The following is a 14,828-nucleotide window of genomic DNA, read 5'->3' on the forward strand; positions in this document are numbered from 1 at the left end:
GGATAAAAGCAATGGGAGGGGGCGCAATGGAAAAAGCTTCGAAGCCGCTGGGGGCGGGTGGCGGGCACCATCAGTTGACGCGGTTCGCGCTGGGCTTCGCGCTCGCCGCCCTGGCGACGGGCAGTGCGTATGCCGGCGATGGCAGTCCGTTGCGGGGCAACCCGATGGATTCGTTACCGACCATTCAGGCGCCCCAGGCCGCCCCGCCCACTTTTCACCTGCAGGCACCGACCCAGGAACAGGCGCTTCAAGCATTGCTCGCGCGCAAGATCGTACCGGTCAAATTCGGTATCGAGGGCGTCAAAAGCATCCCGTTCGCAACAGTCGCCAAGCTGTTCGCCCCACTGGCTGGCCATCAGATCACCATCGGCGAATTGGTCGCACGCGCCAACGACGTCACCAAGCTTTACCAGCAGCACGGTTACCTGCTGTCGTTCGGCTTCGTGCCCGCGCAGGACTTCAAGAATGGCTTCGTGAAAATCGTCGTCGTCGAGGGTTATGTCGCGCACACGCGCATTACGGGCAACCCCGGACCTTCGCGCGCCAAGCTCGAGGCGATCGCAGCTCACATCCAGGCCGAGCGGCCGTTGAAACGCGCCACTTTCGAGCGCTACCTGAACGTGCTGACCCTCGTGCCGGGTATGCATATCAAGGCGGATATGAAGCCGCCCGTGCGCACCGATGGCGCGACCGACCTGACGCTGGATGTGCGGCGCAAGCCGATCGCGGTGGGCGTCTCGCTCGGCACCAGCGACCCGGGCCTGCGCGGGCTGATCACAGTCACCACCAACGGGCTCACGCCGCTCGGCGAGCAAATGCAGTTCGCCACTATCGTGCCAAAGGGGCCGAACCACGAAGAGTACTACGCGGCATCGTACTCCCAGATGATCGGCAGCAACGGCCTGTCGCTCAAGCTCGATGCGTCTCATTACCGCGGCGTGCCGCACGACCAGACGCTCATCGACGACAACCTCACGCGGCACATCGATAACAAGCGGGCCGGCGCCACGCTGAGCTACCCGTTCGTGCTCAACAATCAGCGCCGGCTGGTCGGCAGCGGCGGGGTATACGCGGTCGAAAACAGCGACAGCTATCAATCGACCGTCAGCACGGCAAACGCCACGTCGAAGGTCAACATTCGTGTCGCCAATGCGCAATTGAGCTACAACGAGACGACGCCGAAACAAGCGCGCAGCGCGTCGATCGCCATCTACAAGGGCATCAACGGACTGGGGGCCAGTCAGAGTTCCAACTCGCCGGCGCTGGGCCCCTACGACCTCGGGTTCACACGCTATGTCGCCAGCGCAACGCAGAGCTTCGTGCTGCCGCATCAGTTTGGCGTGGTGCTGGCGGCCACCGGGCAATACAGCCCCAACACCGTGCCCACCCCGGAGCAGGCGACCTTCGGCGGCACTCGCTTCGGGCTGGGCTACCCGGCCGGCGAAGTCGCCGGGGATTCCGGCTGGGGTGCCTCGATCGAATTCAACCGGTTGTTCCGCACCAGCTTTGCATGGCTGAAGACGGTGCAGCCCTATATCGAAGCGGACACCGCGCGGGTTTATCTGAATCGGGGGCAACTGCAGCACGATAAGCTTGCCTCGCTCGCGCTCGGCGTGCGCGTGTCGGACCAACGGCACTATACGTTCGATCTTTCGCTGGCCAAGCCGGTGGCCGACAAACCCGCCAACAGCAATAACCGGTCGTTGCGTGTGAACGCCGCCTACTCCTACCGGTTCGACTAGATGGCTGCCGGCGTCGGCCTGCCGGCGTCGCCACACGGCCGGAGGAATCCGAATTATCGGGAAACCCGGCTGGCTGAATTCTTGCGGTTCGATCAAAATATCGGCCGGATGCGGCGGTGAGCCGTGCGTGTTGCCGCATCGCGAATTGACAAAAAATCGCAAGGAGTCGAAATGAAACAGGTGGTTCTTGCCGCGTTACTGATGACCGGCGTGTCGATGGCGCATGCGGTCGATGTGGCCCGGGCCAAGAAAATCGTTGCCGCCAATGCCTGCATGGGCTGCCATGCGGTCGATCGCAAAATCCTCGGTCCGGCTTTCCGCGACGTCGCGGCCAAATACAAGGGCGATAAGGGTGCCGAGGCGCAATTGGTGAGCAAGGTCAAAAACGGCGGCTCGGGCGTATGGGGCGTTGTCCCGATGCCGGCGCACCCCAACATGAGCGATGCCGACATCAAGACGGTCGTGCAGTGGATCCTGGCCGGCGCCCCCGACAAATAGCGGGCGATTCTGCGTGATGCCGGCAGCGGTGGGCGCTGCAGCCTGACGTGGCGGGCGGGGTGCTCGGCACGTCCGGCCTCGAATCACCCGTCAGAACTTCATCCCCACCCCAACGCCCACGACCAGCGGGTTGATCTTGAGCGTACCCAGCGGCACGCCGCCGGCCGATGCGTCAGTCTGGATCCAGAGCTTCTTGATATCCGCATTCAGGAAGACGCGCTTGGTCAACTGGACATCCATGCCGATTTGCAGTGCCGGGCCGACGCTGCTGCGATCGATCGATACCGGTTGGGCGCCAGCCTTCAGGTTGTCGTTATAGAACAGCGTGTAATTGATCCCGGCCCCGACATACGGCCGAATCTTGCCGTCGGGATTGAAGTGATATTGCGCGAGCAATGTCGGCGGCAGCAGACTGACACGGCCAAGCTCACCGATACCGGACGTTACCGTGTGGCGCGCGGTGCCGAGGATCAATTCGACACCGATATGCCGGGTTGCCATATACGTGAAGTCCAGCTCCGGAACGATCGAATTGTTCACGCCGACGCCCAGCGTCGACAGCACGCCCGAGGTCGATACGTCCGGCTGGATGCTGATCGCCCGCGCGCGAACCAGAATATCTCCGGCATCCGCGTGTGCTACCGCGCTGCCAGCCAAAAGTCCAATTGCCAGGGAACCGGCCATTCCCAATCTCAACGCCGTTTGCATCTTGCTCATCATGGCTCCGATCAATAGGTGATTTCATTGCTGCTTTCGGAGATCGACTGTAGTCAATGACCGCGTGACAAGCTTTGCGCCAGGTCAATTGGTGCTCGAGTGTCGTCGCAACGCAACTGCGTGCGGTGCCTAGCAACGGCCCAAAAAAGTACGCTATAATCGCCGCTTCGTGGGGCGGTAGCTCAGCTGGGAGAGCGTCGCGTTCGCAATGCGAAGGTCGGGAGTTCGATCCTCCTCCGCTCCACCAGAAATTCTCAATACGTTGATTGGCAAGGAAACTTGCCCTCCGACTCGCCGGTTCTGGCTTCGTGTCACACGACCGTGTCACGCAAGGCAAACCGGCGATGGCTTTCAAACTCCCCGCACATCTGCATCGCAAGCGCTATGGCGTGTTGCGCATCCCGCTTCGCATACCCAATGACTTGAGACGGATTTTCCTCACGCGGAAAATCGCGCCACGCGAAAGTCACCACGTGGCGCCCGGCGCCCCGTTTCACTTCAGCAGCGACGCGAACTCTGGCGCGTGGACGACCTTGCCGATCAGGTCCTGGACGGCGGGCATGAGCGCCTGGGCGGTTTGGTTGCAGGCGGTTTCGCCGTAGTAGCTGGTGGTGTAGGTGTACTTTTCGGCGACTTGCATATGCTGACCGTTTGACGATGTGACCGTAAGCGTCAGGTTCCAGATGCCGGAGGTGGACGAGAAGTCGATGCTGTCGAGGTGGCCGGTGAGCTGGATGGGCGCGGTGGGCGCATAGACGCCGGCGATTTTCAGTTCGGAGATAAAGGCCCGGCGGATGAATTCCGCGAACGGCTCGCCGTCCTGGGTTTTAATGGGTCCGACGCCGCGGCACATGATTTCGTTTGGATGTTGGTTGGCGCTCAGCGTCTGCGTGAACGCGCCCACGCCGACGCCATTGACTGCTGCGGTCTTCAGCGCGGTGACATTGTCTGCCGAAATAGAATATCGCGGCACGGCGTAGGTCGAACATCCTGCCAGCACGGCCGACGCGAGCGAAACGAGCGCAATGGTTTTTTTCATTCTTTTCCCCGATACATGACGTTTGGCGGCCCGGTGATTTGTTGGACACAGTGTCGCCGCCGGCATAACTGTGCCTGCCTGCATTCGGATTTTATGAAGTTCGTTGGGTCGAAGGCGGGCGATCTCGCCGCTTATTGAGCTACGACAAGAAGCAGGGAAATATTGGCAAAGAGATCGGCGCGCCAAACGGGGCAAGGCCAGCCGAAGCCGGCCGGCCTTGCCTTTGCGCGGACGTTGGCGCCAGGCTATGCGTCGTTGGCGATCGCCTGATAAACGCGGCCGAAGAAGTCATTGGCGTGCGCCGGGTCGAGCCAGCGCGCGATAACGACCAGCCGCTGCGTCGGTTCGATCCAGGTGAAGGAGCTGCCTGCGCCGATGGCGAAGTAGCTGGTGGCCGGCACGCTCGGGAACACACTGCGCTCGTGGTTGAGCCACACCAGATACCCGTAGTAAGGGGCGAGCGCGCACGGGGTGCGCATGCGCTGCAGCCACGCCTTCGAGAGGATTTGGCGGCCGTGGGCGAGTCCGTCGTCGAGCAGGAGTTGCCCGATCTTGAGTTGGTCATTGGCGCTGATCGACAGGCCGCCCCCCCAGTGCGTGCCGCCCGGCACCGATTGCACGCGCCGCCCGCCGACATCCACCCAAGCGTTGTCATAGCCGACCCAGCGCCAGTCATCGCTCGCGCCCAGCGGTTGCATGATGGCCTCGCGAAACACCTCCGGCAGCGGGCGGCCGAACAGGTGCAGCAACGCCAGCGAAAACTGATTGATGCGAACGTCGTTGTATTCCCAGTAAGTGCCCGGCGCTTGCAGGGGGCGCAAGTCCCCCTTCTTGCCGCCCGGTGCCTTGCCGAAGGTGACCGCGCGATAGTGATCGGCCTGATCGGACACCCCGAAACACGTGCCTTGCCACTCGCTGGTCTGCTGCAGCAGGTGAGCCCAGGTTACCGCTTGATTGTGCGGGTCGTCGAAGCCGATGCCGGGCACGCGCACGCCTACCGGTTCGTCGACGTCCGGCAGCAGGCCGCGATCGTGCGCCACGCCGGCCAGCAGGGCCAGGTAGGTCTTGGCGATGCTGAAGGTCAAGTCGGCGCGCTCGGGCTCGCCCCAGGTCGCCAGCAGGCGGCCGTCCCTGGCGATCGCGCCCGAGGCCGGGCCGCGGTCGTGTACCGGGCCGAGCAGGCGATTCCACGGCGGCGGGTCGTTGACATGCACGCCCCAGGCGCCGTCGACGTGACGGTCCCAGAGACTTTCATGATCGATCGCGAATTGTGTGGCTTGCTCGAGCGGGGTGGGCGGCATACGGCTCCTTGTCGTGACGACGGCATTCAATGCACGTTCAGGCGGCTGCGCGCCCAGACGATGGTGAACAGGCTGACTACGGCGGCGATCATCAGGTACAGGCCGGGCGCCAGGTTGTTGCCGGTGGCGGCAATGAGCGAGGCCACCGCCAGCGGCGTGAAGCCGCCGAAGATCGTGGTGCCCAGGTTGTAGCCGACGGCCATGCCGGTGGTGCGCGTGCGGGTCGGGAACAGATCGGCCATCAGCGCCGGGACCGGTGCGAAATAAAGCGCCTTGAGAATGCCGACCCACATCATGGCGGTGAGCAGCGTCGCCAGCGATGGATGCGCATTAATGAACATGAACGCCGGATAGATGGTCAGGAGGAACGCCAGCCCGGCCGCGAGCATGATGCGGGTGCGTCCGACCTTGTCCGACCAGTGGCCGACGAAGGGTGTCATGACCATGATGATGGCGCCGGTGACCAGCGTGCCGATGAAGCCGTACGAAGGCGCCAGCCCGAGCTGGCGTGTGGCGTAGGTCGGCATATAGAGAATCATGTATTGGGCGGTGGTGGTCAGCACCAGCGCGCCGATCGCCACCAGCAGGCGCTCTTTCTGCGTCGTCAACACTTCGCGTACCGGCGTGCGCGTCGGGCGCGTGCGCTCGAATTCCGGCGACTCGTCGACGTGGCGGCGGATGTACAGGCCCAGGGGGCCGATCAACATGCCGAACAGAAACGGAATCCGCCAGCCCCAGCTCGATAGTTGCGCCGGATTGAGCGTTGTGGTGAGCAGCACGCCGAAAGCGGATGCGAGCAGTGTGCTGGCGCCCTGGCTGGCGAATTGCCAACTCGACATGAAGCCGCTGCGCGCCGGGGCATGTTCGACCAGGAAGGCGGTCGAACTGCCGAACTCGCCGCCGGCCGAAAACCCCTGCAGCAGCCGCGAGATGAAAATGCCCAGCGGTGCAAGAACGCCGATCGTGGCGTAGGTGGGCATCAACGCGACCATGCCGGTACCCAGCGTCATCAGCGCGATCGACAGCATCAACGATGCCTTGCGGCCTTTGCGGTCGCTGTAGGAGCCCAGCACCATGGCGCCGATCGGCCGGGCCAGGTACGACAGCGCAAAGGTGCCGAGCGCGAGCAGCAGCGAAACGGTGCGGTCGTGGGTCGGGAAGAACAGGCGCGCCAGCGTCCCGGCGAAATAGCCATAGACGATCAGGTCGTACCATTCCAGCGCATTGCCGAGCGATGTGGCCAGAATCAGCCGATAGATACCGGTGGGTTGCCGGGATGCCGCGTCCAGCCGGGTGCTGCTTGCCGCATTGGGGTTCATCGGGTGCTCCTCCGAGGGGTGGTTAATCGATGCGGCTCGTGGGTCACCGGGCGCGGGCACCGGCATCGACCCCGGACGCTTACTTGTTGTTCGATCGTTGCCGTTGCTGCAGCACGGCCGGGCCGGCCTCGCCCAGATCCCAGAACAGGCCGGCCATGATGCGCAACCCTTCGCGCGCCACCGAGCCGAGCAGGTGTTCGTTCGGCGCATGCTGCGAGCAGCCGGGATAGGAGTGCGGCACCCACAGCGTGGGCAGGCCGAGCACCTCGGCGAAAACGTCGTTCGGCAGCGTGCCGCCGAGGTTCGGCAGCAGTACCGGCGCCTTGCCGGTCGTGCGCTGCAGCGAGGCGAGCGCCCATTGCACCCAGGGGTCGTCCGGGTCGACGCGCGTCGCCGGCATGCCGCGCTCGACCTCGATCTGGACCTGCGCGAAGCCATGCGCGTCGAGGTGATCGCGCACGATCCGCTCGAGATCCTCCCAAGGGGTGCCTACCACGAAGCGGATTTGCATGAATGCGAACGCGTAAGGCGGAATCGCATTGACCGGCTTGTCCGGATTGCCGGTCTTGAAGGCCAGCACTTCCAGGTTATTCCAGCCGAACACGCGTTCGGCCGGTGTCAGCCCCGGCTCGCCATAATCGGCATCGACCTCAGGCTCGCCCGGATTGCCGCCCACGGCGATGCCGGCCAGTGCGCGGCGCACCGCGTCGGGCAGCGGCGGCGGGCGCAGGCCTTCGACCAGAATGCGGCCGTGCCGGTCGACCATCGAGGCAATCGCATTGGCCAGCACCACGCCTGGGTTACGCAGCAGTCCGCCCCAGTTGCCGGAATGGTGCCCGCCATCGCGCAATTGCAGCGACAGCTTGAAGTTGACCAGGCCGCGCGAGCCGAGGAACAGCGTGGGATGAGCGGCACCCAGACGCGGGCCGTCCGAGGCGATCAGCAAATCGGCGGCCAGCACCTCGCGCTGGCTGGCGCAAAACGCATGCAGGCCTGGTGAGCCGGTTTCCTCGCCGGTCTCGAACAGCACCTTGAGGTTGAAGCCGAGGCGACCGCCGCGCGCATCGAGCACTGCCCTGAGCGCGGCCAGATTGATGCTGTGCTGCCCCTTGTTGTCGGCGGTGCCGCGCCCGTACCAATGGTCGCCCTCGACGGTGACCTGCCAGGGCGAGAGGCCGCCGCGCCACTGAGCTTCATAGCCGCGCACCACGTCGCCATGGCCATAGGTCAATACCGTCGGCAGGTTGTCACTCTCGTGCCGCTGGGCCACCAGGAACGGGCCGGCGCCGGCGACCGGATTGTCGTATAGGCGGGAGCCGAACCCGAGTTCGGCCAGCGCCGGGGCGATTTCGTCGCTCAGGTAGGCCCGCAGCGCCGGGCCGCTGTCGGGTTCCTGGCTTTCGGTGCGAAACGCCACGCGCTGGCGCAACGTCTCGAGAAAGGCGCCACGCTCGAAATGGTGGGTGACGTTGTCGATGGCGATGTCGCGGCTCACGTGGGTTCTCCGGGGCGGCGCGTTCGGTTTCGGATGCCGGCCGACGCGCACAAATAGATGCGGAAATTGTGAGCCGCGCCACCGGTGTAGACAATGTCAATATTTATCACTTATCTTTGCCGAAATGGCAAAGCGGAGAGATCATGCAAAACAATGCGCTACGTTATTTTCTCGAGGTGGCGCGCACCGGTTCGCTGACCAAGGCATCCGAGCGGCTCTATGTGGCGGTCTCGGCGCTGAGCCGGCAGATCGCCAAGCTCGAGAGCGAGATGGGCACGCCGTTGTTCGAGCGGCGCCCGCGTGGCATGGTGCTCAGCGAGGCCGGCGAGCTACTGGCCGCTCATGCGCGGCGCACCCTGCTGGAGGCCGAGCGTGTGACCGACGAAATTCGGGGTCTTACCTCGGGCGGCCGGGCGACCTTGCGGGTGGCGAGTTCCGAGGGTGTGGCCAACGACTTCCTGCCCCAGGTGTTTGCGCGATTTCGCCAGTCTTATCCGCAAACGCACCTGCAGCTCAATGTAGCCGCGCCGTCCGAAGCGACCCGCCGGGTGCGCGAGGGTACTGCCGATATCGCGGTGTGCTTCAGCCTCGCGCCGGAAAAGGACATCCACGTCCACTATGCACAGCGCGCGCCGATTTTCGCGCTGGTGCGAGATATTCATCCGCTGGCAGGGCGCGAGGCCGTTTCGCTGGCCGATCTGTTGCCGTACCCGCTGGCGATCTCGGAGCCGGGAGTGACGATCCGGCAACTCTTCGATATTGGTTGCAGCCTCGAGGGGCTGCTGTTCGAACCGGTGTTTGTCAGCAACTATCACGCCGCCCTGTACAGCTTCGTGCAGACCACCGACGCGGTGATGCTGACGGGCTACCTCACCGTGCGCGGCCGGCTCAAGTCGGATCGCGTGGCCGCCGTGCCGCTGAGCAATCCGGAATTGCACCAGCGAACCTTGCAAGTGCAGACCATGGCCGGGCGTACGCTGCCGGGCGCGGTCAATGCATTCCTCGACCTGGTGATCGCCGCCATTCACGATCCGACCCGGCTGGATTGAGCGGCCTTGGCGCTCGCATCGGCCGCGGAATTGTTAAACTGTGGCGAACGGCGCCACTCGCCGGTTTCCCAGCCCGACACTTCTCATGCTTGCCCCTTCTCACTGGATGATGCTGACCAATCTGGCCGATTCGGCGGTGCTCGCGCCCGCCGCGCTGGCGATTGCGATCTGGCTGGCCGCCAGCCGGGCCTGGCGCCTGGCAACGCTGTGGTGCGCGTTGTTCGGCGTCGGCGTGGTGATGGTCGCGGCAACCAAGATCGCCTTCATCGGTTGGGGATTGGGGGTGCGGTCGCTGAATTTCACGGGCATCAGCGGCCACACGATGCTGGCCACCGCCGTCTACCCGACCATCCTTTGGCTCGTGCTGCAGCGTTACCGGCCGGCGGTGCGCAACACGGGCGCCGCGCTCGGGCTCCTGTTCGGTGTCATTGTCGGCCTGTCGCGACTGGTGCTGCATGCGCATTCGCCATCCGAAGTGGTCGCCGGGTGCCTGTGGGGCGCGGTCGTCAGCATCGGGTTCATCGCACTGTCGCAATTGCGCAGCCTGCCGGCCCTGCATCCGTTGATGTTCGTCTGCAGTCTGCTGCTTATCGGCGCGGTGTTGTACGGCACGCGGGCGCCGAGTCAGCGTCTGATCATTCGCACCGCGCTGGCGCTGTCGGGCCATCACGAGCCTTATATACGCGTTACCTGGCGCATGCGTGGCACGGGCCGCAACCAACCCGCTCATGCGGCGCCTGTGTGCCGCGACGGGTTGTCGGGAACATAGCGCCGAGCTGTTCTTGCCGGGCGTTGCCCGATAGTGTCGTCTTGCCGTGCGTCATACCCATGGATATCGATCGCCGATGAATTCACTGCCGTTTCTCGAACGTTTCTCCCTGCAGGGGCAATGCGCGCTGGTGACCGGCGGCGCGCGCGGGCTCGGGTTCGAAATCGCCCGCGCGATGGCCGGCGCCGGCGCGCACGTGGTCATCTCGGGGCGCGACCCGGCTCGCCTCGAGCAGGCACGGGAAGTCATCGCGGCCGGTGGCTCGGCAGTATCGGGCGCTGCTTTCGACATGGCCGACACGGCGGCGATGCGCGCGGCGCTCGGCGCCATCGTCGCCCGCCAGGGGCGGCTCGATATCGTGGTGAACTGCGTCGGCGCTCGCTCGCGCCAACCGCTGCAGGATTTCGCCGATGACGATATTCGCGCACTGCTGGAGACCGATCTGACCGCCGGTATCCTGTTGGCGCGCGAAGCGGCCCGGCATATGCTGGCGCGCGGCCATGGACGGCTGATTACCGTGACTTCGATTGCCGGTCATGTCGCGCGCGCGGGCGATGCCGTCTACACGGCGGCCAAGCAGGGGCTGACCGGACTGGTACGGGCGCTGGCCGTCGAATATGGCGCGCACGGCATTACCAGCAATGCCATTGCGCCGGGATTTTTCGCCACCGAGACGAACGCGCCGATGGTGACCGACCCCGCGATCGTCGCCCATGTCGAGCGGCGCATTCCGCTCAAGCGCTGGGGCCGGCCCGATGAGATCGCCGGCGCGGCGGTGTTTCTCGCCTCGCCCGCGGCGTCATTCGTCAACGGCCATGTGCTGACGGTGGATGGCGGTATGACGATTACGATGTGAACCCGGCTGCGCGGGGCTGCCGCTCAGGAAAAAATCCGGCGCGCGTGAATGCCCAGGCCGGTAGCCACGCTGGCCAGCCGATCGCCTGCCACCGGCAAGGCGTTCGGAAAGGCAGCGGCCAGCGCGTTCGACAGAAAGCGCAATCCGGTCGAGCCGCCGGTGAAGTAGAGCGCGTCGATCGCCTGCGGAGCGACGCCGGCGGCGCGCGCGGTGTGTGTAGCAGCGGCCACGATGCGCTGCGTTTCCTCGCGTGTCGACTCGATCAATCCATGCTCGTCGAACGCGAGCGACAGATCCTCCTCCAGTAATTCCAGATCGATGCGCGTAGCGCTTCCGGCAGCCACGGCGATCTTGGCGTCTTCCGCGCAGCCGGCCAGCGCATGCCCCAGGCGCTGCGTGACGGTGCGCATCAGGCGGTCGTGATGGATCGGATCGGCGTAGAGATGGCGCATCAGGCGAATCTCGGCTGAGCGCTTGGGCCCGTAGATCGTGTTGATCAGATGCCAGGTCGCGAGGTCGAAATACACGCCGTTGGGAATCTCGCGTGCATCGGTGCCGATCGTCTTGTAGCCCATCTCGCGCAGGATGGTCGCCATTTCCACGCGTCGATCGAAATCGGTGCCGGCCACGTGCACGCCGTGATGCGCCAGCACGTCGGACTTGCGCTCGAGCTGGCGCATGCGTTGCGGCCCGACCCGCACCAGCGAGAAGTCGGAAGTGCCGCCGCCGATGTCGGCGACCAGCACGAGTTGTTCGGTCTCAAGCCGCGACTCGTAGTCGAACGCCGCGGCAATCGGTTCGAACTGAAATTCGATGTCCTTGAAGCCGACCTGGCGCGCCGCTTCGGTCAGCGAGCGCTGGGCTGCGGCGTCGCTGGCCGGATCGTCGTCGACGAAGAAAACCGGGCGGCCGAGCACCACCCGTTCGATCGGATGCCGCGCGTGTTGCTCGGCGGTGTGCTTGAGCTGGCGCAGGAACGTGGCGATCACGTCGAGATAGCGCATCGAGCGGCCGCCGCCGATGTCGGTGGCGCTCTCCAGCAGCGGCGAGCCCAGGATGCTTTTGAGCGAGCGCATCAGGCGACCGTCGTAGCCGTCGATATAGGCCGCTATCGCGGCGCGCCCGAAGGCCTGCGAGTTTTCGTCGGCGTTGAAGAATACTGCCGTCGGCATGGTCGAGTGAGTGCCTTCGAGCGTGGCCAGGCGGATGCCGGCGTGCTCGGGCAGCGCAACGGCGGAATTGGAGGTGCCGAAATCGATCGCGCAGAAACTCATGATGGCGATGGGTGAGAAGCAGACAAGCCGCCGAGTCTAGCACGGCCTGACGGGTGGCCGGGACGCCGCTCCTGCTCCGGCATACGGGTTAACCCGTGTTTATGGCCCGATCTGGCCGAGGAGCCGGGGCTATCGAAAATATTTGAAATTCGTCTGTAAGGAAATGCGTGGCCTGTCCGACTACGGCTTCAACAAAGCAGCGCGGGCTGCGATCTTGAGCCGTCGAACGCACCCGCTCGGGCCGCATGGGCCACGTTGGCCACCCAGGATACCTATCGTTGAACGATTCGATGACCGATTGGCAGGAGCACGAATGATGACAAAGCAAACTCCGCAGAAAACACCGGCGATCCACCCGGCCTGGTTGCGAACCATGCACTGGCTCAATGCCGTTGCCGTGATTGTGATGGTGCTCAGCGGTTGGCGGATATACGACGCCTCGCCAATCTTCGGCTTTTCGTTTCCCCCGGGCATCACGCTGGGCGGCTGGCTGGCCGGCGCGCTGCTGTGGCACTTCGCGGCGATGTGGCTGCTGGCCATCAATGGCGTGCTGTATCTGGCATTCAACCTGTTCACAGGGCGTTTCGCCCGCAAATTTTTCCCGTTACGGCCTGCCGAGATCCTGCGCGATCTGGGTGCCGCACTGCGCGGGCGTCTGGCGCATGCCGATTTGCGGCATTACAACGCGGTGCAGAAGCTGGCCTATTTATTCGTGATGGTCGACATCGCGGTGCTGGTGCTCTCGGGGCTGGTGATTTTCAAGTCGGTGCAATTCCCATTGTTGCGCGAGTTGATGGGGGGCTACGACACGGCGCGCGTGGTGCATTTCGTCGCGATGTCTTTGCTGGTCGCGTTTTTCATCGTGCACGTGGCGATGGTGGCGCTGGTGCCGCGCACCCTGCTGGCGATGCTGCGCGGGCGCTGACCGATAACCATTAACGAGGAGAATGTGATGCCGCGACCCATAGCGTCGAATGAAATCGATAGCCGTACCGCGCAGGATATCGTCGAGGCCGCCCGCCAGGAGTTGGGTTCGCCGGCCCGCCGTCTGTTCGGCAGGCGCTTGCTGACCCTGGGCGGCCTGTCGATGCTGACCGGCTGCACGGTCAACGGCGAGGGCGACGCCGAAAAATTGCTGATGCAGGTCTCGCGCCTGAACGATCGCGCGCAGGCCTGGCTGTTCGATCCCACCCGGCTGGCGCCGACGTATCCGGCGAGCATGATCACCCGGCCGTTCCCGTTCAACGCCTATTACGGCATCGATCAGGTGCCTCGCGTGGCCGGCAGCACATACAAGCTGGAACTCGGCGGCCTGGTGGCCGACAAGCGCCCGTGGACACTGGCCGAACTCAACGCGCTGCCGCAGACCAGCCAGATCACGCGCCACATTTGCGTGGAAGGGTGGAGTGCCATTGGCCAGTGGGGCGGCGTGCCGTTCGGGCTGTTTCTCAAGCGCATTGGCGCGGACCTGAGTGCCAGGTACGTCGCCTTCAAATGTGCCGACGATTACTACACGAGTATCGATATGCCCACCGCGCTGCATCCGCAAACGCTGCTGGCGCTGCGCTACGGCGACCAGACGTTGCCGGCGAAGTATGGCTATCCGATGAAGCTGCGCATGCCGACCAAGCTGGGCTACAAGAATCCGAAGCACATCATGGCGATCACCGTGACCAATACGTATCCGGGCGGTTACTGGGAAGACCAGGGATACAACTGGTTCGGCGGCTCCTGAGGTGGTTGCGCGGTACCGATTTCGTCTGGCTTGCCAGATGTTTTATCCGGCATGGTGCCGGTTCATTTTAGATAGGGGCGTTTCATGAAAAAGTTGATGATGGCAGTACTGGCCGCTTGTATCGGCATGGCGTCGGCAGGTGCGTTTGCACAGGACACGATGAAAAAGGACGCGATGGGCCATGAGTCGATGGCCGAGAAGACGATGAACAAATCTCATGCGAAGCAATCGCATGCGATGAAGAAGGACGGCATGGCCATGAAGAACGACAGCATGGGCATGAAGAAGGACAGCAAGATGCAGTAAGCGCGACGGCAAGAGCGTCGCGGGCGCGGCCGGCGGTTTGCCGGCCGCGCCCCTTTTTTACATGCCGAACAGCAGAAAGCCGCCGCGCGCGAGCAACATGAGCAGCACCTGAATGATCAGGAACAAGGCCAGCGGCGACAGATCGGCTCCGCCGATGGGCGGCAGCACGCGCCGGATCGGACGCAGGAACGGCGTGGTGAGGTAGTCGAGCACGGGCATCGCCGGCGAGTGCGGGTTGACCCACGACATGACCGCCATGAGCAGCGTCAGCCACATCAGCAGGTTGAGCGCCCATTTGACGAGCGTGAGCAGGGCGATCAGCAAGCCCAGCGGGAATAGCAGGGCGGGTTGCCCGCCCACCGCGGCGACCATCAGCACGAGGAAAACCAATGCCGTCAGATACGCCGCCACCAGGCTGGCCCAGTCGATGCCGCGATACCCGGGCAGGATGCGGCGCAGTGGCAACACCAGCCAGTCGGTGACCTGAAATACCCCACGCGAAATCGGATTGCCGGGCGGCATGCGGATGACCTGCATCCAGGCACGCAGCAGCAAAACGGCACCAAACAGCGTGAAAATGGTGTCGATCAGAAAACGTGCAATTTCACCAAACATCTGGGCTCCTAGCAGGGGAGCCGGCATTTTGCCGGCCGTCGACGATATGCAAAAGCGGATTGTCGCACGCTTTACCGCGCTTACCCAGGGCGCGCTGCCTTGCCATTCGCGCG

The 14,828-nt window shown here is 64.2% G+C and carries 15 protein-coding genes and 1 tRNA gene; 9 read left to right on the plus strand and 7 right to left on the minus strand.

The features are described from left to right. The first annotated feature begins 26 nt into the window (after window positions 1-26). Both PATSB16_RS19685 and PATSB16_RS19690 read left to right on the plus strand, forming a co-directional pair. Entirely contained in the window at window positions 27-1,742 is a 1,716-nt protein-coding gene (locus PATSB16_RS19685; RefSeq protein WP_052892761.1) for a ShlB/FhaC/HecB family hemolysin secretion/activation protein, read from the plus strand. A 171-nt stretch (window positions 1,743-1,913) separates the two neighbouring features. Continuing rightward, complete coding sequence (locus tag PATSB16_RS19690; protein WP_047215679.1) at window positions 1,914-2,240, plus strand: c-type cytochrome; 327 nt, start codon at window positions 1,914-1,916, stop codon at window positions 2,238-2,240. Between the two features lie 90 nt (window positions 2,241-2,330). Here the strand turns inward: PATSB16_RS19690 and PATSB16_RS19695 are convergent, their stop codons facing one another. Beyond that, a complete protein-coding gene (locus PATSB16_RS19695; RefSeq protein ID WP_047216786.1) occupies window positions 2,331-2,924 on the minus strand; it encodes an OmpW/AlkL family protein in 594 nt (197 codons plus the stop codon). 204 nt (window positions 2,925-3,128) lie between these two features. Between PATSB16_RS19695 and PATSB16_RS19700 the strand changes: the two genes are divergently transcribed. Continuing rightward, window positions 3,129-3,204 (plus strand) — tRNA-Ala (locus PATSB16_RS19700). A gap of 246 nt (window positions 3,205-3,450) precedes the next feature. On the opposite strand, the gene PATSB16_RS19705 is transcribed toward PATSB16_RS19700, so the two are convergent. The 4 genes from PATSB16_RS19705 to PATSB16_RS19720 all read right to left on the minus strand — a co-directional run bounded on the left by PATSB16_RS19705 (window position 3,451) and on the right by PATSB16_RS19720 (window position 8,111). Further along, entirely contained in the window at window positions 3,451-3,996 is a 546-nt protein-coding gene (locus tag PATSB16_RS19705) for a hypothetical protein (protein ID WP_047215680.1), read from the minus strand. A 245-nt stretch (window positions 3,997-4,241) separates the two neighbouring features. Next, a complete protein-coding gene (locus PATSB16_RS19710; RefSeq protein WP_047215681.1) occupies window positions 4,242-5,297 on the minus strand; it encodes a serine hydrolase domain-containing protein in 1,056 nt (351 codons plus the stop codon). A gap of 26 nt (window positions 5,298-5,323) precedes the next feature. Further along, the gene (locus PATSB16_RS19715) at window positions 5,324-6,616 is read right to left on the minus strand and encodes an MFS transporter (RefSeq protein WP_047215682.1); all 1,293 of its coding nucleotides are present in this window, start codon (window positions 6,614-6,616) and stop codon (window positions 5,324-5,326) included. 79 nt (window positions 6,617-6,695) lie between these two features. Beyond that, entirely contained in the window at window positions 6,696-8,111 is a 1,416-nt protein-coding gene (locus PATSB16_RS19720; protein WP_047215683.1) for a M20 family metallopeptidase, read from the minus strand. 143 nt (window positions 8,112-8,254) lie between these two features. On the opposite strand from PATSB16_RS19720, the gene PATSB16_RS19725 reads away from it, so the two are divergent. The 3 genes from PATSB16_RS19725 to PATSB16_RS19735 all read left to right on the plus strand — a co-directional run bounded on the left by PATSB16_RS19725 (window position 8,255) and on the right by PATSB16_RS19735 (window position 10,785). Next, complete coding sequence (locus PATSB16_RS19725; protein ID WP_047215684.1) at window positions 8,255-9,160, plus strand: LysR family transcriptional regulator; 906 nt, start codon at window positions 8,255-8,257, stop codon at window positions 9,158-9,160. Between the two features lie 85 nt (window positions 9,161-9,245). After that, a complete protein-coding gene (locus tag PATSB16_RS19730) occupies window positions 9,246-9,929 on the plus strand; it encodes a phosphatase PAP2 family protein (RefSeq protein WP_047215685.1) in 684 nt (227 codons plus the stop codon). A 76-nt stretch (window positions 9,930-10,005) separates the two neighbouring features. Continuing rightward, the gene (locus tag PATSB16_RS19735) at window positions 10,006-10,785 is read left to right on the plus strand and encodes an SDR family oxidoreductase (protein ID WP_047215686.1); all 780 of its coding nucleotides are present in this window, start codon (window positions 10,006-10,008) and stop codon (window positions 10,783-10,785) included. Window positions 10,786-10,808: 23 nt separating this feature from the next. Here the strand turns inward: PATSB16_RS19735 and PATSB16_RS19740 are convergent, their stop codons facing one another. Next, window positions 10,809-12,059 carry an Hsp70 family protein gene (locus PATSB16_RS19740; RefSeq protein ID WP_047215687.1) on the minus strand — a complete coding sequence of 417 codons (1,251 nt, stop codon included), beginning with the start codon at window positions 12,057-12,059 and terminating at the stop codon, window positions 10,809-10,811. Window positions 12,060-12,372: 313 nt separating this feature from the next. Here PATSB16_RS19740 and PATSB16_RS19745 point away from each other — a divergent pair, with 313 nt between their 5' ends. From PATSB16_RS19745 to PATSB16_RS19755, 3 genes are all read left to right on the plus strand, one after another. Beyond that, window positions 12,373-12,984, plus strand: coding sequence for a cytochrome b/b6 domain-containing protein (locus tag PATSB16_RS19745; RefSeq protein WP_047215688.1), 612 nt, complete (start codon window positions 12,373-12,375; stop codon window positions 12,982-12,984). 27 nt (window positions 12,985-13,011) lie between these two features. Continuing rightward, entirely contained in the window at window positions 13,012-13,794 is a 783-nt protein-coding gene (locus tag PATSB16_RS19750) for a molybdopterin-dependent oxidoreductase (RefSeq protein WP_047215689.1), read from the plus strand. An 84-nt stretch (window positions 13,795-13,878) separates the two neighbouring features. Further along, a complete protein-coding gene (locus tag PATSB16_RS19755) occupies window positions 13,879-14,100 on the plus strand; it encodes a hypothetical protein (protein ID WP_047215690.1) in 222 nt (73 codons plus the stop codon). 57 nt (window positions 14,101-14,157) lie between these two features. Here the strand turns inward: PATSB16_RS19755 and PATSB16_RS19760 are convergent, their stop codons facing one another. Next, window positions 14,158-14,715, minus strand: coding sequence for a YggT family protein (locus tag PATSB16_RS19760; RefSeq protein WP_047215691.1), 558 nt, complete (start codon window positions 14,713-14,715; stop codon window positions 14,158-14,160). Between the last annotated feature and the right edge of the window lie 113 nt (window positions 14,716-14,828).

This window comes from Pandoraea thiooxydans, assembly GCF_001931675.1.
Classification (GTDB): Bacteria; Pseudomonadota; Gammaproteobacteria; order Burkholderiales; family Burkholderiaceae; genus Pandoraea; species Pandoraea thiooxydans.